Genomic DNA, 22,137 nt, shown 5'->3' on the forward strand with positions numbered 1-22,137 from the left:
GTCGGCAGGTTCTGTTTTGTATAAGAGACAGGCTCAGGGGCTCGGGGCGAACCAGGGGCGCCCCCGGACCCGGGAGGGAACACGAAGAGGCACCCGGAGGCTAGGTGCCCCCGGGTGCCGGCGCCCGGCCTTCCGGGCTACTTCAGCGCGCCCGCGGTGAGGCCCGCCACCACCTGGCGCTGGAAGACGACGTACGCCGCCAGGACCGGCAGCATCGCCATCACCAGGCCCGCGAACAGGCCGGACCAGTCGCCCTTGTAGCCCTGGCTGACCGCGAGCTGGACCAGGCCCTGGGTGAGGACGCGCTTGTCGGGGTCGGTGTTCAGGACCGTGGGCAGCATGTACTGGTTCCACTGGCCCAGGAAGTTGAAGATGCCCACGCTGATCAGTCCGGGCTTGGCCATGGGCAGCATGATCTGGAAGAACGTACGGGTGTGCGAGGCGCCGTCCACGAAGGCCGCCTCCGCCACCGAGGTGGGCAGGGTGCGGAAGAACGCGGTCAGGAAGAAGACCGTGAACGGCAGCGAGTAGGCGATGTAGACCAGGATCAGGCCGTGGATCGTGTTGAGCAGGCCCATGTTGTTCACGACGTAGAACAGCGGGACCAGCGCCAGCATGATCGGGAAGCTCATGCCGCCGACGAACAGGAAGTAGATGAAGCGGTTGCCGGGGAAGTCGAAGCGCGCCAGCACGTAGGCGGCCATGGAGCCGAGGACCAGGGTGCCGATGAGCGAGCCGCCCACCACCAGGATGGTGTTCAGGAAGTAGTCGCTCATGTTGGCCTGGGTCCAGGCCCGCGACCAGTTGTCGAAGTGCAGCTTGTCCGGCAGGGACCAGGGCGAGCCGAAGATGGAGCTGTCGTCCTTGAAGGACGTCATGACCGCCCACAGCAGCGGCATGACCACCATGATCGCCCAGATGATCAGGACGCCGTGGGAGAAGACGTTGAGGACGCCGCCTTCCTTCTTCCGCCCGGAGGGCCGCGCGGCCGGCGCCACGTCGATCTTGGAGACGCTGGCCCCGGACTCGGCCGGCAGCGGTGCGGGGGTCTCGGTCGTCTTCATCGCTTCAGTACTCCAGCCGCTCGCGACGGCCCAGCCGCATCACGATCGCCGCGAAGGCGAGCGTGACTACGAGCAGGGCGACGCCGATGGTGGTGGCGTAGGCGGCCTGACCGTCCCGGAACGCCTTCTGGTACACGTACAGGACCATCACGGTGGTCGAGTAGTCGGGACCGCCCGGCCCGGTCGTCATGATCTGCACGACCGCGAACGACTCGGCGCCGAGCGCGAGGATGCCCATGTAGACCCAGCCGGACTGCACGGTGTCCCACAGCAGCGGCAGGGTGACGCGGAAGAACGTGGTGAAGCGGCTCGCGCCGTCCAGCAGCGCCGCCTCGTACATCTCCGCGGGGATGGACGCCATGCCCGCGGAGAACAGGACCACGAAGAAGCCGACGGTGGACCACACGAGCACCGCCATCACGCACCACAGCGCGAGGCTCGGGTCGCCCAGCCACAGCGGCTGGACGCTGTCGAGGCCGATCCCGCGCAACAGTGAGTTGATCGCGCCGCTGTCCGGGTTGTACGCGAAGGCGAACAGCAGCGACACGATCGCGATGGAGAGGACCTGCGGGAAGAAATAGACGATCTTGTAGAAGGAGGAGCCCCGGACCCCGGAGACCACGGGGCCACCCCTTCTGCGCCGGCCGCCCACATTGATCATGAAGGCGAAGAACAGGGCCAGACTGATCGTCACCAGCGGAAGCACCAGGGCGAACAGCAGACTGTGCTGCAGCGACTTCCAGAAGATGTCGTCGTGGAACATCCTCCGGTAGTTGTCGAAACCGACCATCTTGAATTCGGGGCTCAGGCCGGTCCAGTCCGTGAACGAATAGTAGATGGACTGGATGAACGGCCACACCACGAAGAGCGCGTACAGTCCCAGGGGCAGTGCCAGAAACCCCACGATGAACCGGTACTTGCCGTGCTGCATCGCCACTCCGGTGCGGTAGAGGTGCTGGTTACTGGTGCTTGTAGTGCTTGATCGACGAGTCCTTCGCGGCCTCGTCGGCGAAGCCCTGGATCTTCTTGATGGCCTCCGCCGGGGTGAGCCGGCCGGCCATCATCTCGCCGAGACCGGCCACACCGATCTTCTCCTTCTGCAGCTGCACGTACCAGTCCTGGATACGCGGATTCACCACGTTGGATCCGGCCTTGTCCAGCGCCGCCACGCCCGACTTCAGACCCGGGGTGAGGGTGATCCCGGTGGTACCACCGTTGAAGGCGGTCAGCGACTTCACCTTGGCGGTGAAGTTCTTCGAGGACGCCTCGGAGAGCATGATGCGCAGCTGCTCCATGCCGCCCTCGGTGTTCGCCGCCTTGGCCGGGACGATGAAGGGCTCACCGCCGGAGGCCCAGATGGTGCCGAACGGCATCTTGTCGGAGCTGTCGATGCCGGTGGGCGCGGAGACGGCGAGGTTGAAGTCGGACGGGATGACGTTGGCCGACTCGTTCTCCACCCAGGAGCCGTTCGGGATGAACAGCGCCTTGCCCTTCGCCCAGGCGGTCTGCGACTGGATGTGGTCGAGGCCCGGGGTGCCCTTGAGGATGTAGCCCTTCTTGTAGAGCTCGTAGTAGGCCTCGAAGCAGGCCTTGACCGCCGGGTGCTTCCAGGCGTTCGGCTCCAGGTTGTCGATGGCGTCGAGCACCTCGCGGCCGCCGACCTTGCCGATCATCGGGTACAGCGAGAAGGGGATGTAGTACGGGTACTTGCCCGCGTACGTCCAGCCCGCCATGCCCTTCTTCTTGGCCTTGGCGCAGACCGCGAGCATGTCGTCCCAGGTCTCCGGGTACGTCGCGTCCAGGGAGTCGAGGGCCTTCTGCGAGTACCAGACGCCGTAGACGGTGTAGGCGTAGTACAGGATCCAGACCGGCTTGCCGTCGAACTGGCCCATCTCCACGATGCCGGGGCGCAGCGTGTCGCGGACCTTCTTGCCCGGGTCGTCGTACGACGGCGCGTCGAGCAGCGGCGTGAGGTCGGCCAGCTGGTTCTTGCCGACGAGGACGCCCATGTCCATCTGCTCGGCGCCGGAGTTGTCGATGAGGTCCGGCGGGTTGCCCTGGTTGAAACGGGGCTGAAGGGTGGACTGGATCTTCTGGGTGGCGGAGAACTTCACCGTGGCCTTGGGGAAGTCCTTCTGATAGATCTTCACCGCGTCCTGGGCGTACTCCTTGCCGAAGCCGCCGTCGAAGAGGACGAACTCCATCTTGGCGCTCTCGTTGACGCCGAGCGGGTTCTTGGCGGTCTTCTTGCCCGCCTTCGCCTTGTCCTGCCCGTCGCCGCCGCTGCTCGCGCAGGCGGACAGCAGGCCCATTCCGGGGGCGGCCACCAGACCGAGTGCGGCCGAACGCTTGATCAGATCGCGGCGGCCGACGCCCTCGCCACCGTGGTGCGCAGTGGATCCCATGCTCAAGTCCTCGCCTTCTCCAGGACTCAGGCGGTGAACCGGATCCTCCCCGGCACCGCTGTCGGGTAGTGCAGGGTCATGCGGGAAACGCCGACAGGTATAGTCCACTTCCCGCCGACGGAGCAAGATCGAATGCAAGGTTGGCCATGGGTCTTTTCCGAGTTGAGACCTCTTGGAAATATGAGCCCGCTGCGCGCGTCCCAGCGGAAGAATTCCCGACATAGACCCCTGAATGCCACACCCAACACCCTTGACATCACAGGCCACTTGACGCCCTACTGGTTCCTGCGCCCCGAAGTTGACAACGTTGTCCAGAGCCCGGCGCAGGGAGGGAATCCGTACATGCAGCGGAGAACTCGGCACAGATACGGTCCGGCGGTCGTCCTCACGGCCGCCTTTGTCATGGCGGCCGGCGCACAGGGGGCGGCGGTCGCGCTGCCCACGCGGGCGGCCGCCGCAGACCACGAGTTCGCGTCCTCGTTCGAGGCGGGTGATCCGGCACCCGACTGGCTGAACACGGTCGACACCGGAGCGGACGGCGGCAAGCGCGCCTCGGGCGTGGACGGCGGCTACAGCACCGGTATCCCGGGCAACGTCACCGACCACGTCACCGAGGTCAGGGCGAGCGGCGAGAACACGGGCGCGGGCGAGGTGAAGGAGAACCTCGCAGACGGCGAGCCCGGCACCAAGTGGCTGACCTTCCAGCCCACCGGCTGGGTCGAGTTCGACCTGGACAAGCCGGTCGAACTGGTGACGTACGCCCTCACCTCGGCCAACGACTACGCCGAGCGCGACCCCAGGGACTGGACGCTCCAGGGCTCCACGGACGGCAAGGACTGGAAGACCCTCGACAGCCGCTCGGGCGAGTCCTTCCCGGAGCGGTTCCAGACCAAGTCCTACGACCTCGTCGAACCGGCCGAGTACCAGCACTTCCGGCTGGACGTGACGGGGAACAACGGCGCCGCGGGCATCCTGCAACTCGCCGACGTGCAGTTCTCCACCGGCGGCGGAGGCGGCCCGGTGCCGCAGGACATGCTGTCGCTGGTCGACAAGGGGCCGAGCGGTTCCCCGACGGCCAAGGCGCGGGCCGGATTCACCGGAAAGCGGGCACTGCGCTACGCCGGACGGCACACCGCGGCCGGCCGGGCGTACTCGTCCAACAAGGTCTTCGACGTGAACGTGAAGGTCACGGGCGACACCCGGTTGTCGTACCGCGTCTTCCCGTCGATGGCCGACGGCGACCGCGACTACGACGCCACCAACGTCTCCGTGGACCTGGCCTTCACCGACGGCACCTATCTGAGCGACCTGGGCGCGAGCGACCAGCACGGCTTCCCGCTGTCGCCGCGCGGCCAGGGCGCGTCCAAGGCGCTGTACGTCAACCAGTGGAACGACGTGGCCTCGCGGATCGGCTCGGTGGCGGCGGGCAAGACCGTCGACCGGATCCTGGTGGCGTACGACTCCCCCGACGGCCCGGCGAAGTTCCGGGGCTGGATAGACGACGTCGCGCTGCGCCGGGTGGCCCCGGAGAAGCCGAAGGCACACCTGTCGGACTACGCGCTGACCACCCGCGGCACCAACTCCAGCGGCAGCTTCTCGCGCGGCAACAACTTCCCGGCGGCCGCCCTTCCACACGGCTTCAACTTCTGGACGCCGGTGACCAACGCGTCCTCGCTGAGCTGGCTGTACGAGTACGCACGTGCGAACAACGACGACAACCTGCCCACGATCCAGGCGTTCAGCGCGAGCCACGAGCCCAGCCCCTGGATGGGCGACCGGCAGACCTTCCAGCTCATGCCGTCCGCCGCGTCCGGCACCCCGGACACCGGGCGTGAGGCGCGCGAACTGGCCTTCCGGCACGAGAACGAGACCGCTCGCCCGTACTACTACGGCGTCCGGTTCGAGAACGGCCTGAAGGCGGAGATAGCCCCGACCGACCACGCGGCCGCGCTGCGCTTCACCTACCCGGGTGCGGACGCGAGCGTGGTGTTCGACAACGTCACCGAACAGGCCGGGCTGACCCTGGACAAGGAGCACGGTGTCGTCACCGGCTACTCGGACGTGAAGTCGGGCCTGTCGACGGGCGCCACCCGGCTGTTCGTCTACGGCGTCTTCGACAAGCCGGTGACCGACGGCGGCTCCAGCGGTGTGAAGGGCTACCTGCGGTTCGACGCGGGCGCGGACCACACCGTCGGGCTGCGCCTGGCGACCTCGCTGATCAGCGTCGACCAGGCGAAGGACAACCTGGCCCAGGAGATCCCGGACGGCACCTCCTTCGACACGGTCAGGAGCGCGGCCCGGCACACCTGGGACAAGCTGCTCGGCAAGGTCGAGGTGGAGGGCGCGACCCCGGACCAGCTCACCACGCTGTACTCCAGCATGTACCGGCTGTACCTGTACCCGAACTCCGGCTTCGAGAGGGCCGGCGGCAAGGACCGGTACGCCTCGCCGTTCTCCGCCATGCCGGGCCCGGACACCCCGACGCACACCGGCGCGAAGATCATCGACGGCAAGGTCTACGTCAACAACGGCTTCTGGGACACCTACCGCACCACCTGGCCGGCCTACTCCTTCCTGACCCCCGCTCAGGCCGGTGAGATGGTCGACGGCTTCGTGCAGCAGTACAAGGACGGCGGCTGGACCTCCCGCTGGTCCTCCCCCGGCTACGCCGACCTGATGACCGGCACCTCCTCGGACGTGGCGTTCGCCGACGCCTTCGTCAAGGGTGTGAAGTTCGACGCGAAGGCGGCGTACGAGGCGGCGGTCAAGAACGCCACGGTCGTCCCCCCGGCGTCGGGCGTGGGCCGCAAGGGCATGAGCACCTCGCCGTTCCTCGGCTACACCAGCACCGACACCCACGAGGGCCTGTCGTGGGCGATGGAGGGCTACGTCAACGACTACGGCATCGCCAGGATGGGCCAGGCGCTGTACGAGAAGACGGGCGAGAAGCGCTACCAGGAGGAGTCGAAGTACTTCCTCAACCGCGCCCGCGACTACGTGAACCTCTTCGACGCCAGGGCGGGCTTCTTCCAGGGCCGTGACGCCAAGGGCGACTGGCGCCTGGACTCGGCCGAGTACGACCCGCGCGTGTGGGGCTACGACTACACGGAGACCAACGGCTGGGGCTACGCCTTCACCGCCCCGCAGGACAGCCGCGGCCTGGCCAACCTGTACGGCGGCCGGCAGGGTCTCGCGGACAAGCTCGACACGTACTTCGCCACCCCGGAGACGGCCTCCCCGGACTACGTCGGCTCCTACGGCGGTGTCATCCACGAGATGACGGAGGCCCGGGACGTGCGGATGGGCATGTACGGCCACTCCAACCAGGTCGCGCACCACGTGATCTACATGTACGACGCGGCCGCCCAGCCCTGGAAGGCCCAGCAGCACGTCCGCGAGGCGCTCTCCCGCCTCTACACCGGCAGCGAGATCGGCCAGGGCTACCACGGCGACGAGGACAACGGCGAGCAGTCGGCCTGGTACCTCTTCTCCTCGCTCGGTTTCTACCCGCTGGTCATGGGCAGCGGCGAGTACGCGATCGGCTCCCCGCTGTTCAAGAAGGCGACCGTGCACCTGGAGAACGGCCGGGACCTGGTGATCAAGGCGCCGCGCAACAGCGCGAGGAACATCTACGTACAGGGCGTGACCGTCAACGGCCGACCCTGGACGTCGACCTCGCTCCCCCACTCGCTGCTGGCCAAGGGCGGCGTGCTGCAGTTCTTCATGGGGCCCAAGCCCTCCACCTGGGGCAGCGGCCGGAACGCGGCGCCCGTCTCCATCACCCAGGACGACAAGGTGCCCTCGCCGCGCGCCGACCTGCTCAAGGGTGACGGCGCCCTGTTCGACGACACCTCGGCGACGAGCGCGACCGTGACGTCGGTGGACCTCCCGGTCGCCGGTGCCGGCAAGCCCGTCCAGTACACGCTGACCTCGGCGGCCGACCACACGAAGGCGCCGGCCGGCTGGACCCTGCAGGGCTCGGCGGACGGCACGACCTGGCGCACCCTGGACCACCGCTTCGGGGAGTCGTTCGCCTGGGACCGGCAGACCCGGGCGTTCACGATCGCCAAGCCGGGCTCGTACGCGAAGTACCGGCTGGTCCTCGACTCCGAGTCGACGCTGGCGGAGGTGGAGCTGCTCGGCTGACGCACCCGCCGTACGACACGAGGCCGCCCCCCGGGAGGATCCGGGGGGCGGCCTTCGTGCCGCGCGGGTCAGCCCACCGCGAGGGTGAACACGTGCAGGTCGGTGTCGTCGGGCAGCCGCACGCTCCGGATGGCCTTGCCCGGGGGTGCCTCGAACGGCTCGGTCGCGAAGACGTAGGTCGCCACCGGGTCCTTGTCCGCGCCCGCGACGTTGCGGTACGCGGTCTTGGCGACCACCTCGTTGCCGTACTGGACGGTGCCGCCGCCCCCGCCGACGGTCCAGTCGGTGAAGGCGAGGGCGATGGTGCCGGTGCTGCCGTCGGTGTAGGTCACGGTGGCCGTGGCCTGCTGGTTCCCGTTGACCCCGCTGCCGATGAAGGACAGCTTCGCCGCCGGGGTGGCGAGGTCGACGCTCTGGCCGGCGGCCGAGGCGTTGTCGGGGCGGCCGGCGGGCGAGTCGGGCCAGGTGAAGCCGAGGCCGTCGACGCTGCCGTGGCCCCCGGGGGTCAGGCCCGCCGCCGCGAGGGCCTGGCGGGAGTAGCTCCAGCCGCCGCCGTCGAAGTCGGCCTCGTCGTGGTCGCCGGTGTCGTCCGAGACGCCGGTGCTGTTGTAGGCCGCGAGGAGGGTGCCGGGCGCGGCCACGGTCAGGGCGACCGGCTGCCCGTACGAGACGCCGTCCGAGGTCACCGTGACCTTGACGTCGTAGAAGCCCTGGTGGGCCGCGGCGGCGGCGGTGAGCGTGATCTGCTGCGCGCCGTCGGTCACCGTGCCCTCGGCGGGCGTGGCGGTGACACCGTCCGGGGTCTCGACGCGGAAGCGGACGTCGGGTCCGGTGCCGCCGTTCAGTGCCAGGGCGCGGATGGCGACCTTCGTGGAGGCGCCGGGCGCGAGCGTCGCCGCGGTCGGGCCGACGCCGATCTGGTACGGCTGCTCGCCCGCGCGGAAGGACGGCGGCGGCTCGGTCGCGCCCCAGGCGCGGTCGGGGGTCGTGGAGAGCGTGTAGTCGAGCCGTCCGCCGTCCCGCACGAACGAGGCCGGGAGCCAGGGCCGGTCGCTGCTGCGGCCGTCGACCTTCAGGGACCGGACGTACGGCGCGTCCCAGGCCGCTCCCGGCGCGCGGACGGAGATGTCGTGACCGTGCGGGCGGTGGATCTCGGCGCGCTCGAACAGCGGTGAGGCCAGGACGAGTTCCGCCCGGGAGGGGACCTGGGGATACATGCCGAGCGCGGAGAAGACGTACCAGGCGGACATGGCGCCGAGGTCGTCGTTGCCGGGGATGCCGCCGGGCTCGGCCGACCACAGCCGGCGCATGGCCGCCCGGACCGTCTCCTGGGTCTTGTACGGGGCGCCCGCGTAGTCGTACAGGTAGGGGACGTTGAGCGAGGGTTCGTTGTCCAGTTCGGACTTGGTGCCCCCGCTGCCGGTGAAGGCCCAGCCGCCGTCGGCGTCGTGGAAGAAGTCGTCGAGCCGGGCCAGGGCGTGGCCGGTGCCGCCCATGGCCGCGAACAGCCCGGCCGGGTCGTGCGGGACCATCCAGGTGTACTGGGCCGCCGTGCCCTCCACGAACCCGTTGCCGGTGTCGGGGGTGAAGCCGGTGACCCAGCTGCCGTCGGCCCTGCGGTTGGCGATGTAGCCGCCGCTGTCGTCGGCGTCGCCGGGGACGGCCGCGATGTCGAAGTTGTTCTGCCACCACTGGGCGCGGCGGGCGAAGGCCGCCGCGGTGCCCTTGCGGCCCGCCGCCGTGGCGAGCTGGGAGAGCGAGAAGTCCGCCGTGGACATCTCCAGGGTCTCGGCGGCACCGCCCCAGGCGTTGGAGACGGACGGCATGTAGTGCTTGGCCAGGTACTTGTCGAGCGAGGGCCGCTGGCCGACCGAGAGCACCGGCTTGCCCGCCGCCGACAGGTCCTGCTCGGTGGGCACGGTGGCCGCCCGGACCAGTGAGTCCAGCGCGCCGCGCAGATCGAAGTCGGTGCCGCCGAAGGCCCTGATCCCGGCGAGCGCGGTGGGCGCGGGGTCGCCGTTCATGACGTGGGTGCCGCTCGCGCCGTGCAGCCAGCGGTCCCACACCCCGCCGTTCTGCCGGGCCAGCTCGTACAGCGACTGGGCGACGTCCGAGCCGGTGCGCGGGTCGAGCAGGGTGAGCAGCTGGACCTGGTCGCGGTAGACGTCCCAGCCGGAGAAGGTGCCGTACTGGGCCCGGTGGCCGCGGGCCACCCGGTGCACCTTGTCGTCACTGCCCCGGTAGCGGCCGTCGGCGTCGCTGATCACGTTCGGATGCAGGAGGGAGTGGTAGAGGGCGGTGTAGAAGGTGGTGCGGTCGGTGTCGGTGCCGCCGCCGACCCGGACGGCGCCCAGGCGGTCGCGCCAGGCGGCCCGGGCGGCGTCCCGCACCGCCTCGAAGGAGCGCTTCGGCGGGTTCTCGGCCGCGAGGTTCGCCGCGGCCGCCGCCCGGCTGACATAGGAGATGCCGACCTTGACGTTCACCGGGCCGGTGCCGGGGGCGAACTCGACGTACCCGCCGGCGCCCTTGCCGGCGACCGGCCGCCCGCCGGCGGAGAAGCCACCGGTCCCGCCGGTGGCGGTGGTGGCCCCCGGGTTCAGCGTGCCGTCCTGCCAGGTGCCGTTGGCCTTGAAGGGGCGGTCGAAGCGGGCGGTGAAGTAGAGGGTGTAGTAGGCGCGCCGGCCCTCGGGGTCGAGGTAGCCGCAGAAGTCGCCGGAGGTGACGGAGCCGGAGACGGTGCGGGTGGCGGGGTCGATGGTGACCGCCGAGTCGGTGGAGCCGACCTCGGAGTTGGCGGTGCGCACCAGGAGCGAGGCCGGCCTGTCGGCCGGGAAGGTGAAGCGGGCGGAGCCGGTGCGGGCGGTCGCGGTGAGGTCGGCGGTGACGCCGGAGGCGAGGCTGACCTTGTAGTGGCCGGGTCCGGCGGTCTCGTCGGTGTGGCTGAAGCCGGAGGCGTAGACGGCGTCCTTGGTGTCGCTCGCCGGGGACGAGGTGACCTCGCCGGCGTACGGGAAGAACGGGATGTCGCCGCTGCCGCCGGCGCAGCCCGTGCCGGACATGTGGGTGAGGCTGAAGCCGCGTATGCGGGTGGCGTCGTACTGGTAGCCGCCGGGGGCGGCGGTGCGGGTGGCGTCGCCCCTGGTGTTCTCCGGGCTCCAGGAGAGCATGCCGAAGGGCACGACGGCGCCGGGGAAGACGTCGCCGCCGTTCCTGGTGCCGATCAGCGGGTCGACGTACGGGGTCGGGTCCTTGACGAGGCGGTCCTCGACGGGGCCGGGGGGAGCTGCGGTCGCCGCGAGGGCCGTGGGGGCACCGCTCATCGCGAGCACCCCGGCCAGCAGCAGGGACATGGGACGGAAACGCATGGCGCGGCCCTTCCTCCTGACGGACGGGTCGCGCACCACCGGTCGCACAAGCCGCAGGGACAGTAGCGTGCGCCACCCGTCACACGGAAGACCGCGTACGGCGGCCCGGGCACGCCCCGGGATCACCCGGTCGGGGGGCCTCAAGTAGGTTGACATCGTTGTCGGTTGACGCGGTAAAGTCATGTGCAGACCACAAGACAACGTTGTCGCACCATCGGACGAGGTCCACCGAGGACCTCACGCTCCTCCACAAGCCGGCACCACCCGGGCAGGGACACCCCCCTCACCTGCCCGGCTCGGGGGCCCCGGCGGCCGCCCCCCCCCGGGCGGCCCCCCCCAAAACAAACCCCCCCCCCGGACAATGTTTTNCCCCCCCCCCCCCCCCCCCCCCGCGCCCGCCCCCCCCCCCCCCCCCCCCCCCCCCGAGCAACTCCAACCGCCCCGCGAGACAATGGTGATGCGCTTCGATTTTTGGGAGCGCTCCCGAGGCTCATTCCGGGGCTTGTGTGACGTCCATCGCTTGGACCAGCCGTAGTCACCGGCAAACGCCAGTGTTAGAAATGTCGCATGTCGGACCGAATCGGCCGATTCGGGCACATCTCATGGCGCTCGATGATCGGCAAGAGTCCTCGCAGCGTCGCCGGGCAGGTGTTCGTCCTCCAGGTGGCGCTGGTCGTGGTGCTCGTGGTCTGCGCCGTCTTCGCCCTCGTCCTGCAGTCGGAACGTGACACCAGCACGGAGGCGAAGCGCCGGTCCATCGCGGTCGCGCAGACCTTCGCGCACTCCCCCGGCGTCGTGGAGGCACTGCGTTCGCCCCACCCGTCGCAGGTGCTCCAGCCGATGACCGAGGCGGGACGCAAGAGCGCGGGCGTCGACTTCATCGTCGTCATGGACAAGAAGGGCATCCGCTACACGCACCCCATCCCGAGCAAGATCGGGCAGCGGTTCGTCGGCAAGATCGCGCCGTCGCTGGCCGGCCACGTCTACACCGAGAGCGTCCACGGCCCGCTCGGCCACGAGGTGCAGGCGACGGTGCCGATCAGGGACGACCGGGGCAAGGTGACGGCGCTGGTCTCCGCCGGGCTCAAGGTGAAGAACGTGACCAACGCAGTGGACCGGCAGCTGCCGATCATCCTCGGCGCCGGCGCGGCGGCCCTCGTGGTGTCGACCGGCGGCACGGCACTCGTGGGCCGGCGGCTGCGGCGGCAGACCCACAGTCTGGCCCCGGACGAGATGACCCGCATGTACGAGCACCACGACACGGTGCTGCACTCGGTGCGCGAGGGCGTCCTCATCGTCCAGGACAACGGGCGGCTGCTGCTGGCCAACGACGAGGCCCGGCGGCTGCTGGAGCTGCCCGCGCAGGCCGAGGGGCACACCGTGCGCGAGCTGACGTGCCTGGACGCCGACATGGTGGAGCTGCTCTCCTCGGGACGCGAGGCGACCGACGAGGTGCACTTCGCCGGCGGCCGGCTGCTGGCGGTCAACCAGCGGCCCACGCACCCCGCGGGCGGCCCCAGGGGCACCGTGGTGACGCTCCGCGACTCCACCGAGCTGCAGGCCGTCTCGGGCCGCGCCGAGGTCACCCGGGAGCGGCTGGAGCTGCTCTACGACGCGGGCCTCGGCATCGGCACCAGCCTCGATGTGGTCCGCACGGCCGACGAGCTGGCCCAGCTCGCCGTTCCCCGGTTCGCCGACTTCATCACCGTGGACGTGGCCGACGCCGTCCTGCACGGCGAGGAGCCGGGCCCCACGGCGACGGACATGCGGCGCGTCGCCGTGAGCGGCATCCGGGACGACCACCCGCTCTACGAGCGGGGCCGGCTGATCGACTTCCTGCCCTCCACCCCCCAGGCCGTCGGCTACGACGCCGGCCACACCCAGCTGGTGACCGACCTGTCGTCCGCGTCGGGCTGGCACGCACAGGACCCCGAGCGCGCCCGGCAGATCGTGGACTTCGGCATCCACTCGCTGATCAGCGCCCCCGTCCAGGCCCGCGGGGTGGTGCTGGGCATGGTCAACTTCTGGCGCTCCAAACGTGACCCGTTCGACGAGGAGGAGCTGTCGCTCGCGGAGGAGCTGGTGGCCCGGGCGGCGGTCAGCATCGACAACGCCCGCCGGTACGCCCGCGAGCACGCGCTGGCGGTCACCCTCCAGCGCAGCCTGCTGCCGCGGGCGCTGCCCGAGCAGAGCGCCCTCGACGTCGGCTACCGCTACCTGCCCGCCCAGTCGGGCGTGAGCGGCGACTGGTTCGACGTGATCCCGCTGCCGGGCGGCCGGGTGGCACTGGCCGTCGGGGACGTGGTCGGGCACGGCCTGCACGCCGCCGCGACGATGGGCCGGCTGCGCACCGCCGTGCACAACTTCTCCACCCTCGACCTGCCGCCCGACGAACTGCTCAGCCACCTGGACGACCTGGTCGGCCGCATCGACCAGGACGAGGCCTGCGCGGACACCTCCGGTGAGATCGTGGGCGCCACCTGTCTGTACGCCATCTACGACCCGGTCTCGCGCCGCTGCGTCATCGCGCGCGCGGGACACCTGACGCCGGCCCTGGTGTACCCCGACGGCAGCGCCACCTTCCCCGACGTGCCGGCCGGGCCGCCGCTGGGCCTGGGCGGCATGCCGTTCCGGACGGCCGAACTGGACGTGCCCGAGGGCAGCCAGCTCGTGCTGTACACGGACGGGCTCATCGAGGACCGAAGGCGCGACCTGGACGTGGGTATGGAGCTGCTGCGCCGGGCGCTGGAGGGGCATCCCGACCGGGCGCCGGAGGAGAGCTGCCAGGCGGTCCTGGACGAGCTGCTGCCCGAGCGGCCCGGCGACGACGTGGCGCTGCTGATCGCGCGCACCCGGGCGCTGCCGCCGGAGAACGTCGCCGACTGGGACGTGCCGGGCGACCCGGCCGCCGTGTCGGGGATGCGCGGCGCCGTGTCCGAGAAGCTGGAGGAATGGGGCCTGGCCGAGCTGGGCTTCGGCATGGAGCTGGTGCTGAGCGAGCTGATCACCAACGCCATCCGCTACGCCTCCGAGCCGATCCACGTCCGGCTGATCCGGGACCGCACGCTGATCTGCGAGGTGGCCGACGGCAGCAGCACCTCCCCGCACCTGCGGTACGCGGCGACGACCGACGAGGGCGGCCGGGGCCTGTTCCTGGTGTCGCAGATGACCGAGCGCTGGGGCACCCGGTACACGCCCCAGGGCAAGGTGATCTGGGCCGAGGTGGCGCTGCCGAAGAACGGGGAGTCGCCGGGCGTCCCGGGTATCGAGATCCCGGACATCCCGCTCGAGTGAGCGCACACCGGGGGCCGCGCCCCCGGGCACACGGGCGCACACCGAGGGCCGCACCCCCGGTGCACGGGCGCACGGCGGAGGGCCGCACCCCCGGTGCGGGGGGTGCGGCCCTCGGCCGTCGTACCGCTCGTGCGTGCTACTTGCGGATCAGGCTGCGCAGCACGTACTGCATGATGCCGCCGTTGCGGTAGTAGTCGGCCTCACCGGGGGTGTCGATGCGGACGACCGCGTCGAACTCGACACCGGTGTCGGTGGTGACCTTGACCGTACGCGGCGTGGTGCCGTTGTTCAGCTCCTCGACGCCGGTGAAGGAGAAGGTCTCCTCGCCGGTCAGACCGAGGGACTGGGCGGTGGCGCCCTCCGGGAACTGCAGCGGCAGGACGCCCATGCCGATCAGGTTCGAGCGGTGGATGCGCTCGTAGGACTCGGCGATGACGGCCTTGACGCCGAGCAGCGCGGTGCCCTTGGCCGCCCAGTCGCGGGACGAGCCCGAGCCGTACTCCTTGCCGGCCAGGACGACCAGCGGGATGCCCTGCTCGATGTAGTTGCGCGAGGCGTCGTAGATGAACGACACCGGCGCGTCCGCCTGGGTGAAGTCGCGGGTGTAGCCGCCCTCGGTGCCCGGCGCGATCTGGTTGCGCAGGCGGATGTTGGCGAACGTGCCGCGGATCATGACCTCGTGGTTGCCCCGGCGCGAGCCGTAGGAGTTGAAGTCACGACGCTCCACACCGTGCTCGGTGAGGTACTTGCCCGCCGGGGTGTCGGCCTTGATGGCACCGGCCGGGGAGATGTGGTCGGTGGTGACCGAGTCGCCCAGCTTGGCCAGGACGCGGGCGCCGGTGATGTCGGAGACCGGCTCCGGCTCCATGCCCATGCCCTCGAAGTACGGGGGCTTGCGGACGTAGGTCGACTCGGCGTCCCACTCGAAGGTGTTGCCGGTCGGGACCGGCAGCGCCTGCCACTGGGCGTCGCCGGCGAAGACGTCGCTGTAGGACTTGGAGAACATGTCCTCGCCGATGGCGGCGGCGACCACCTCGTTGACCTCGGCCTCGGACGGCCAGATGTCCTTCAGGAAGACCGGGTTGCCGTCCTGGTCGGTGCCCAGGGCGTCCCGGGTGATGTCCACCTTCATGGAGCCGGCGATGGCGTACGCGACGACCAGCGGCGGGGACGCCAGGTAGTTCATCTTGACGTCGGGGTTGATGCGGCCCTCGAAGTTCCGGTTGCCGGAGAGGACCGAGGTGACGGCGAGGTCGTGGTCGTTGACGGCCTTGGAGACCTCCTCCGGCAGCGGGCCGGAGTTGCCGATGCAGGTGGTGCAGCCGTAGCCGACGAGGTTGAAGCCCAGCTTGTCCAGGTACGGGGTGAGGCCGGCCCGCTCGAAGTAGTCGGTGACGACCTTCGAACCCGGGGCGAGGGTGGACTTGACCCACGGCTTGCGGGTCAGGCCCTTCTCGACCGCCTTCTTGGCGACCAGGGCGGCGCCGATCATGACGTACGGGTTGGACGTGTTGGTGCAGGAGGTGATGGCCGCTACCGTCACCGCACCGTGGTCCAGCTCGTAGGTCGTGCCGTCGGGCGCGGTGACCGGGCACGGGTTGGACGGGAAGCCGTTGGGGTGGACGGCCGGGGCGTCGGAGGCCGGGAAGGACTCCTTGCCCGCCTCGTCGAGGTCGTCGACGTAGTTGCGGACGTCCAGCTTGAACTGCTCGGCGGCGTTCGCGAGGACGATGCGGTCCTGCGGGCGCTTCGGGCCGGCGATGGACGGGACGACCGTGGACAGGTCCAGCTCGAGCTTCTCGGAGAAGTCCGGCTCGGCCTTCGGGTCCAGCCAGAGGCCCTGCTGCTTGGCGTACGCCTCGACGAGCGCGACCTGCTGCTGGGAGCGGCCGGTCAGGCGCAGGTAGTTCAGGGTCTCGTCGTCGATCGGGAAGATCGCGGCGGTGGAGCCGAACTCCGGCGACATATTGCCGATGGTGGCGCGGTTGGCCAGGGAGGTGGCGGCGACGCCCTCGCCGTAGAACTCGACGAACTTGCCGACCACACCGTGCTTGCGGAGCATCTCGGTGATGGTGAGCACGAGGTCGGTGGCGGTGGTGCCGGCGGGCAGCTCACCGGTCAGCTTGAAGCCGACGACGCGCGGGATGAGCATGGAGACCGGCTGGCCGAGCATCGCGGCCTCGGCCTCGATGCCGCCGACGCCCCAGCCGAGGACGCCGAGGCCGTTGACCATGGTGGTGTGCGAGTCGGTGCCGACCAGGGTGTCGGGGTAGGCCTTGCCGTCGCGGACCATGACGACGCGGGCCAGGTGCTCGATGTTCACCTGGTGGACGATGCCGGTGCCCGGCGGGACGACCTTGAACTCGTCGAAGGCGGTCTGGCCCCAGCGCAGGAACTGGTAGCGCTCCTTGTTGCGGCCGTACTCCAGCTCGACGTTCTGCTTGAAGGCGTCGTTGGTGCCGAACTTGTCGGCGATGACGGAGTGGTCGATGACCAGCTCGGCCGGCGCCAGCGGGTTGATCTTGGCGGGGTCGCCGCCGAGCTCCTTCACGGCCTCACGCATGGTCGCGAGGTCCACGACGCAGGGGACGCCGGTGAAGTCCTGCATGATCACGCGGGCCGGCGTGAACTGGATCTCCTGCGACGGCTGGGCCTGGGAGTCCCAGCCGCCGACGGCGCGGATGTGGTCGGCGGTGATGTTCGCGCCGTCCTCCGTGCGGAGCAGGTTCTCCAGCAGGACCTTGAGGCTGTACGGCAGCCGGGCCGAGCCCTCCACCTTGTCCAGCCGGAAGATCTCGTACGACTCGTCGCCCACCTGCAGCGTGCTGCGGGCGTCGAAGCTGTTCGCCGACACGACAGTCTCCTTCATTGATGTGCGCGTACCACCGTCAATCGTGCCGCCACGCCGGCTTGGGCGATCCAGTGAGGTCAGGCTAAGTTAGGTCAGCCTTACTGGAGTGGCGACCACGGTGCGCCTCGGCAGATATCTCGATGTCGAGATAACTCTAGTACATGGGCGTCGGCTGGTCATGCCCGGCCGGGCCCGGCCCCCGCCGTTTTCCGGTGGCGTCGGCCACAGTCGAGCATCCCGCGCGGGGCGGACCGGCGCACACCGGACACCGGCCCACGACCGTCCGCGGCCGCCTGCCATCTCCAAGCGGCTACGGGGTATCCGAGTTGAGCGACGCTCGACCCGAACACCACCGAAGGAGGCGTCCATGGCGCTCACTTTCCGCAAGAGCTTCCGGATCCTGCCCGGGGTGCGGCTGAACATCAACCGCCACTCCTGGTCCCTCACCACCGGCGGCAAGCACGGGCCGCGACACACCCACAGCAGTACCGGACGTCGTACGACATCGGTCGATTTGCCCGGACCTTTCGGCTGGCGTCGCACCCGTACGGCCAGGGAGCGTTGACGGGACATCACCCGAATGGACCCCCCGGCGGGCGCCATCTCATATCTGAGATAACCTCAGCCTCATGGCAGACGACTACCTCGTACGCATCGGCAAGCTCATCCGTGACGCCCGGCAACACCGTGGCTGGACACAGACGCAGCTCGCGGAGGCGCTGGGCACCAGCCAGAGCGCCGTCAATCGCATCGAGCGCGGGAACCAGAACATCAGCCTTGAGATGATCGCCCGTATCGGCGAGGCCCTGGACAGCGAGATCGTGTCGCTCGGCTACGCCGGCCCGATGCATCTGCGGGTGGTCGGCGGCCGCCGGCTGTCCGGTGCCATCGACGTCAAGACGAGCAAGAACGCCTGTGTCGCGCTGCTGTGCGCCTCGCTGCTGAACAGGGGGCGCACGGTGCTGCGCCGGGTGGCCCGGATCGAGGAGGTGTACCGCCTGCTGGAGGTGCTCAACTCCATCGGGGTGCGCACCCGCTGGATCAACGACGGCGTCGACCTGGAACTGGTGCCGCCCGCCGAGCTGGAGATGGCGGCCATCGACGCGGAGGCGGCCGTCCGCACCCGCTCGATCATCATGTTCCTCGGCCCGCTGCTGCACCGCGTGGACCACTTCAAGCTGCCCTACGCCGGCGGCTGCGACCTCGGCACCCGGACCATCGAGCCGCACATGATCGCGCTGCGCCGGTTCGGCCTGGACATCGCGGCCACCGAGGGCCAGTACCACGCCCAGGTCGACCGCACCGTCCGCCCCGACCGCCCGATCGTCCTGACCGAGCGCGGCGACACCGTGACCGAGAACGCGCTGCTCGCGGCCGCCCGCCACGACGGCGTCACGGTCATCCGCAACGCCTCCTCCAACTACATGGTCCAGGACCTGTGCTTCTTCCTGGAGGCGCTCGGCGTCAAGGTCGAGGGCATCGGCACCACCACGCTGACCGTGCACGGCGTGCCGAACATCGACGTCGACGTCGACTACTCCCCCTCCGAGGACCCGGTCGAGGCGATGAGCCTGCTGGCCGCCGCCGTGGTCACCGAGTCGGAACTGACGGTGCGCCGGGTCCCGATCGAGTTCCTGGAGATCGAGCTGGCCGTCCTGGAGGAGATGGGCCTCGACCACGACCGGTCGCCGGAGTACTTCGCCGACAACGGCCGCACCCGCCTGGTCGACCTCACCGTCCGCCCCTCGAAGCTCGAAGCCCCGATCGACAAGATCCACCCCATGCCCTTCCCGGGCCTGAACATCGACAACGTCCCCTTCTTCGCGGCCATCGCGGCGGTGGCGCAGGGCCAGACCCTCATCCACGACTGGGTCTACGACAACCGCGCCATCTACCTGACGGACCTCAACCGCCTGGGCGGCCGCCTCCAGCTCCTCGACCCGCACCGCGTCCTGGTCGAGGGCCCCACCCGCTGGCGCGCCGCCGAGATGATGTGCCCGCCGGCCCTGCGCCCCGCCGTGGTCGTCCTCCTGGCGATGATGGCCGCCGAGGGCACGTCGGTGCTGCGCAACGTCTACGTCATCAACCGCGGTTACGAGGACCTCGCGGAACGGCTGAACTCGATCGGGGCGCAGATCGAGATCTTCCGGGACATCTGAGCAACGGCTGCCGCCGCACCCTGACCGGGCTTCACCGACATGGGCCTGGAGGGGGTGCGGCGGTGTCCGCGGGCGCTTGCTCGCGCACGTCAGGCCGCAGGGTGCACGTCGTAGGGGAAGATTCCTCAGCTCCAGCACATCCGCCGACCGATCGACTTTGATCATCTGTTTGCACTTTCATGGCAAACTTGGCGAACGCATGTACATGTGATGCGACAGTGCGACAGCTGGACGACGGGGGGCTGACATCATGTCGTGGGACGAGGAATGGGCACAGCTCAAAGCAGATGCCCTTGCCAGGCAATCACATTCGGCACACACGCAGTTGAACCAGCTGCCCGCCGACATGGGCGGTGGCGGATCAGCCGCTGGGCCGTCCGGACACGGGGACGGGTTCGCCGTGAACGCTGCCTCCATCAACGGCAGTTCTCATGTCCTGCTCGAGATCGCGGGAGTCCTGTACGAGGGGCGCATGGACGGAGAGAACGCGACGATGTGCCGTGCTCCCCGAGCCCATCCAGACGTAGCCTCGAACGCCGAGACCTTCGCACGGTTCGCCCAGGACCAGTACGACGACGCGGTGGTGCTGCTGGCGGCACTGGCCGGCAAGCTCAGGTCGGCCGACAACACGTACACGAAGTATGACGACGGGGTGCACGCCAAGCTGAACTCCGTCCTGACGTCCGGGCGTTACACCGAACCTGGGAACCGGTGATCCGCAGTGACCCATCGCGAGGACGTCGCGTTCCTGGAGGACGCGAACCCGGCCCTCATAGAGCGCAGTGCTGCGGAGTTCACTCGTTTGCAGAAACTCATCCACACCACCGATGAGGCCTTCCGCAAGGCCGTGAAAGTGGACTGGCAGAGCGAAGCCCGCGACCTGTACGCCAAACGGCTGAAGGAGGCCAAGGAGCTCACCGACACTCTGTCGGAAGCCTTCCGGACGGTGAGTACCGCTCTCACCACGTACTCGGACGCGGTCTCCACCGCCAAGAGTCACTACAAGAGCGGCAAGGTGACCGAGAAGCAGTTGTCCGAAGTGATGTCTCGTGAGGCCAGCGCGGTCACGCCGACTGCGCGGGCTGCCGAGCCCATGCGGCAGTGGGAGGACCTGCGGGCCAGTACCGGGGTGCTGGACTGGCTCGCGGAGGTGACCGTTGACGTCGACGCGATACGCGAGGACGCCGAGCGGTACTACCACCAGACCAGTGACCACTACGGCGACGCCCTGCGCGTGGAATCCGAAGCACGCGAGCAGTGCATTGCCGACATCAAGGCCGCCTACCGCTCTCTTCCTGACTTCCAGAGTCCCGTCGGGGACCCGGGGCAGTTCCTGAAAAGCCTGGGGCCGCTGCTCACCGAGGCACACCAGGCAAGCGACAACCCCTACGCGCAACTGCCGGGGGCAGGACCGAAAGTGGACGCGATCCCGACCATGGGCGACGACGTCGTGGCGAACGAGATCCTGTCGCGGATCGAGACCCGCATCGACGGGCTGCCGAAGGCCCAGGGCAACAACTACTGGATGTGGTCCAACGACGACGACAAGCGTCGCGAGTACATCTCCGCCAACAGTGACCTCATCCGGGCCGCCGCGCACGATTCCGGCCTGCCACCCGAGATGGTCGCCGGCATCGCCTGGCAGGAAGTGGAGGGCGACCCCGGCTGGCTCGACGACGCGGCCTTCGAAGGCCGGAAGATCCTTCCTGGTCAAGAGGACCCGGACGACACATCGATGGGGCCGCTGTCCATTCAGGTGCGCCGCGCCGCCGAGGTGCTCGGCTACGACCCGCACCACCTCACCGACATGCAGCGGGACGTTGTCGTAGGCGCCGTCAAGGACCCGTCGAAGAACATATTCATCGCCTCGGAGTACCTGGCCCAACTCAAGGCGGAGAGTGGTTTCGCCGACGTGCCGCCGGAACAGATGACCCGAGCCCAGATGCAGGAACTGGCCGCCCGCTACAACGGCGGACCGTACTACGAGGACCCGAACGCCCAGGGATACGGTCGGGGCTTCGACCGGAAACTGGACGACGCGAAGGAGGCGCTGCGGTGAGCTCAGGCGCAGGTTCGACCACCGTCGAGCGTGGAGATCGACGACCGGGGATCTCCAGCCGGATCGGCACGGGTGTGTGTGCCGTCGTGCTCGCTCTGGCGGCCCTCGTCACCGGGTACGTCGTGCTCACGTCCTACATGGTCGAGCCGGACGGGTCCTGGGACCGGCAGGCCGTCACCGGTTCTCGTGTCGCGGCCGGGGTCGGCCTGGGTTTCTGTTGCGTGCTGGCGCTGCTGACGTGGGTCTTCGTCAAGGCCGAGTGGCTGCGCCGGTGGTGGTACGCCCTTCCTGCGGCGCTGGCAGTCGCCGCGTTGCTGCGGCTGACCCTGCTTGCGCCGGGTCTTTGAGGGCGATCAATGGTGTATCGGAATGCGCAACAGGGAAAAGTGGCGGGATTCCCCGGCGGGGTTCAGGAAACGTTGAGTGAATAGTTCCGCGAGTGTATGCGGAAGGCGGCCCGGTCATCGACGGAGGCGCCGGGCGCAGCACCGCAGCCGCGACCATGTCACGGCGCTCGCGAACCGTCCGCTGATCGGCCCCCGGCCGGGCGTCCGGCCCGTCGCGGAGGTCCACCGCACCTGGCACGCCGGCCAGGTCTTCCGAGGCGACCCGGTTACCGGTACCGCCTGAGCACCCGCGCCGACACCTCGCAGTCGCGGCATGCAACAGCGCCGCGTGAGCGCCGTGTTCACGTCGACTCTCGGTCATTTCGTGGAGCGACGGTGCTCCGCCGCCGCTCCTGGAAAAATACCCGGTAGGGTATGCGTCGCGACGGCTAGCGCGGCGGCCCGACG

At 69.5% G+C, this 22,137-nt stretch carries 12 protein-coding genes and 1 pseudogene; 8 read left to right on the top strand and 5 right to left on the bottom strand.

What is annotated here, in order from left to right; translation table 11 throughout:
• Positions 1 to 137 precede the first annotated feature (137 nt).
• The 3 genes from V7E45_RS12745 to ngcE are packed head-to-tail and all read right to left on the bottom strand — an operon-like array spanning position 138 to position 3,469.
• Entirely contained in the window at positions 138 to 1,064 is a 927-nt protein-coding gene (locus V7E45_RS12745) for a carbohydrate ABC transporter permease (protein ID WP_333774233.1), read from the bottom strand.
• Between the two features lie 4 nt (positions 1,065 to 1,068).
• Positions 1,069 to 1,995 (bottom strand): carbohydrate ABC transporter permease, encoded by a 927-nt coding sequence (locus tag V7E45_RS12750; protein WP_333774269.1) that lies wholly within the window; start codon positions 1,993 to 1,995, stop codon positions 1,069 to 1,071.
• A gap of 28 nt (positions 1,996 to 2,023) precedes the next feature.
• The gene (gene ngcE, locus V7E45_RS12755; protein WP_333774234.1) at positions 2,024 to 3,469 is read right to left on the bottom strand and encodes an N-acetylglucosamine/diacetylchitobiose ABC transporter substrate-binding protein; all 1,446 of its coding nucleotides are present in this window, start codon (positions 3,467 to 3,469) and stop codon (positions 2,024 to 2,026) included.
• Between the two features lie 342 nt (positions 3,470 to 3,811).
• On the opposite strand from ngcE, the gene V7E45_RS12760 reads away from it, so the two are divergent.
• Positions 3,812 to 7,615 carry a GH92 family glycosyl hydrolase gene (locus V7E45_RS12760; protein ID WP_333774235.1) on the top strand — a complete coding sequence of 1,268 codons (3,804 nt, stop codon included), beginning with the start codon at positions 3,812 to 3,814 and terminating at the stop codon, positions 7,613 to 7,615.
• A gap of 68 nt (positions 7,616 to 7,683) precedes the next feature.
• Here the strand turns inward: V7E45_RS12760 and V7E45_RS12765 are convergent, their stop codons facing one another.
• A complete protein-coding gene (locus tag V7E45_RS12765; protein ID WP_333774236.1) occupies positions 7,684 to 10,980 on the bottom strand; it encodes a GH92 family glycosyl hydrolase in 3,297 nt (1,098 codons plus the stop codon).
• A 612-nt stretch (positions 10,981 to 11,592) separates the two neighbouring features.
• On the opposite strand from V7E45_RS12765, the gene V7E45_RS12770 reads away from it, so the two are divergent.
• Complete coding sequence (locus V7E45_RS12770; RefSeq protein ID WP_333774270.1) at positions 11,593 to 14,274, top strand: SpoIIE family protein phosphatase; 2,682 nt, start codon at positions 11,593 to 11,595, stop codon at positions 14,272 to 14,274.
• Positions 14,275 to 14,410: 136 nt separating this feature from the next.
• Here V7E45_RS12770 and acnA read toward each other — a convergent pair whose 3' ends face one another.
• The gene (gene acnA, locus V7E45_RS12775) at positions 14,411 to 17,128 is read right to left on the bottom strand and encodes an aconitate hydratase AcnA (RefSeq protein ID WP_333774237.1); all 2,718 of its coding nucleotides are present in this window, start codon (positions 17,126 to 17,128) and stop codon (positions 14,411 to 14,413) included.
• A 364-nt stretch (positions 17,129 to 17,492) separates the two neighbouring features.
• Between acnA and V7E45_RS12780 the strand changes: the two genes are divergently transcribed.
• The 6 genes and pseudogenes from V7E45_RS12780 to V7E45_RS12805 form a co-directional block, all read left to right on the top strand.
• Entirely contained in the window at positions 17,493 to 17,690 is a 198-nt protein-coding gene (locus V7E45_RS12780; protein WP_333774238.1) for a DUF4236 domain-containing protein, read from the top strand.
• A gap of 64 nt (positions 17,691 to 17,754) precedes the next feature.
• Complete coding sequence (locus V7E45_RS12785) at positions 17,755 to 19,284, top strand: helix-turn-helix domain-containing protein (RefSeq protein WP_333774239.1); 1,530 nt, start codon at positions 17,755 to 17,757, stop codon at positions 19,282 to 19,284.
• A 400-nt stretch (positions 19,285 to 19,684) separates the two neighbouring features.
• A complete protein-coding gene (locus tag V7E45_RS12790) occupies positions 19,685 to 19,999 on the top strand; it encodes a hypothetical protein (protein ID WP_319145558.1) in 315 nt (104 codons plus the stop codon).
• A gap of 6 nt (positions 20,000 to 20,005) precedes the next feature.
• Positions 20,006 to 21,343 carry a hypothetical protein gene (locus V7E45_RS12795; RefSeq protein ID WP_333774240.1) on the top strand — a complete coding sequence of 446 codons (1,338 nt, stop codon included), beginning with the start codon at positions 20,006 to 20,008 and terminating at the stop codon, positions 21,341 to 21,343.
• Entirely contained in the window at positions 21,340 to 21,690 is a 351-nt protein-coding gene (locus tag V7E45_RS12800; protein WP_333774241.1) for a hypothetical protein, read from the top strand. The genes V7E45_RS12795 and V7E45_RS12800 overlap by 4 nt, the downstream gene beginning before the upstream one ends.
• 145 nt (positions 21,691 to 21,835) lie before the next feature.
• Positions 21,836 to 21,973, top strand: a pseudogene (locus V7E45_RS12805) (phosphorothioated DNA-binding restriction endonuclease); the annotation flags it as partial.
• Between the last annotated feature and the right edge of the window lie 164 nt (positions 21,974 to 22,137).

Origin of the sequence: Streptomyces sp. IBSBF 3136 (assembly GCF_036815105.1) — a bacterium.
In the GTDB taxonomy this organism is placed as follows: Bacteria; Actinomycetota; Actinomycetes; order Streptomycetales; family Streptomycetaceae; genus Streptomyces.

Excerpts from the sequence above, each read along its gene's own strand:
- V7E45_RS12770 (WP_333774270.1), top strand. The coding sequence starts at position 11,593 with ATGATCGGCAAGAGTCCTCGCAGCGTCGCCGGGCAGGTGTTCGTCCTC.
- ngcE (WP_333774234.1), bottom strand. The coding sequence starts at position 3,469 with ATGGGATCCACTGCGCACCACGGTGGCGAGGGCGTCGGCCGCCGCGAT.
- V7E45_RS12750 (WP_333774269.1), bottom strand. The coding sequence starts at position 1,995 with ATGCAGCACGGCAAGTACCGGTTCATCGTGGGGTTTCTGGCACTGCCC.
- V7E45_RS12780 (WP_333774238.1), top strand. The coding sequence starts at position 17,493 with ATGGCGCTCACTTTCCGCAAGAGCTTCCGGATCCTGCCCGGGGTGCGG.
- V7E45_RS12745 (WP_333774233.1), bottom strand. The coding sequence starts at position 1,064 with ATGAAGACGACCGAGACCCCCGCACCGCTGCCGGCCGAGTCCGGGGCC.
- V7E45_RS12760 (WP_333774235.1), top strand. The coding sequence starts at position 3,812 with ATGCAGCGGAGAACTCGGCACAGATACGGTCCGGCGGTCGTCCTCACG.
- V7E45_RS12785 (WP_333774239.1), top strand. The coding sequence starts at position 17,755 with ATGGCAGACGACTACCTCGTACGCATCGGCAAGCTCATCCGTGACGCC.
- V7E45_RS12765 (WP_333774236.1), bottom strand. The coding sequence starts at position 10,980 with ATGCGTTTCCGTCCCATGTCCCTGCTGCTGGCCGGGGTGCTCGCGATG.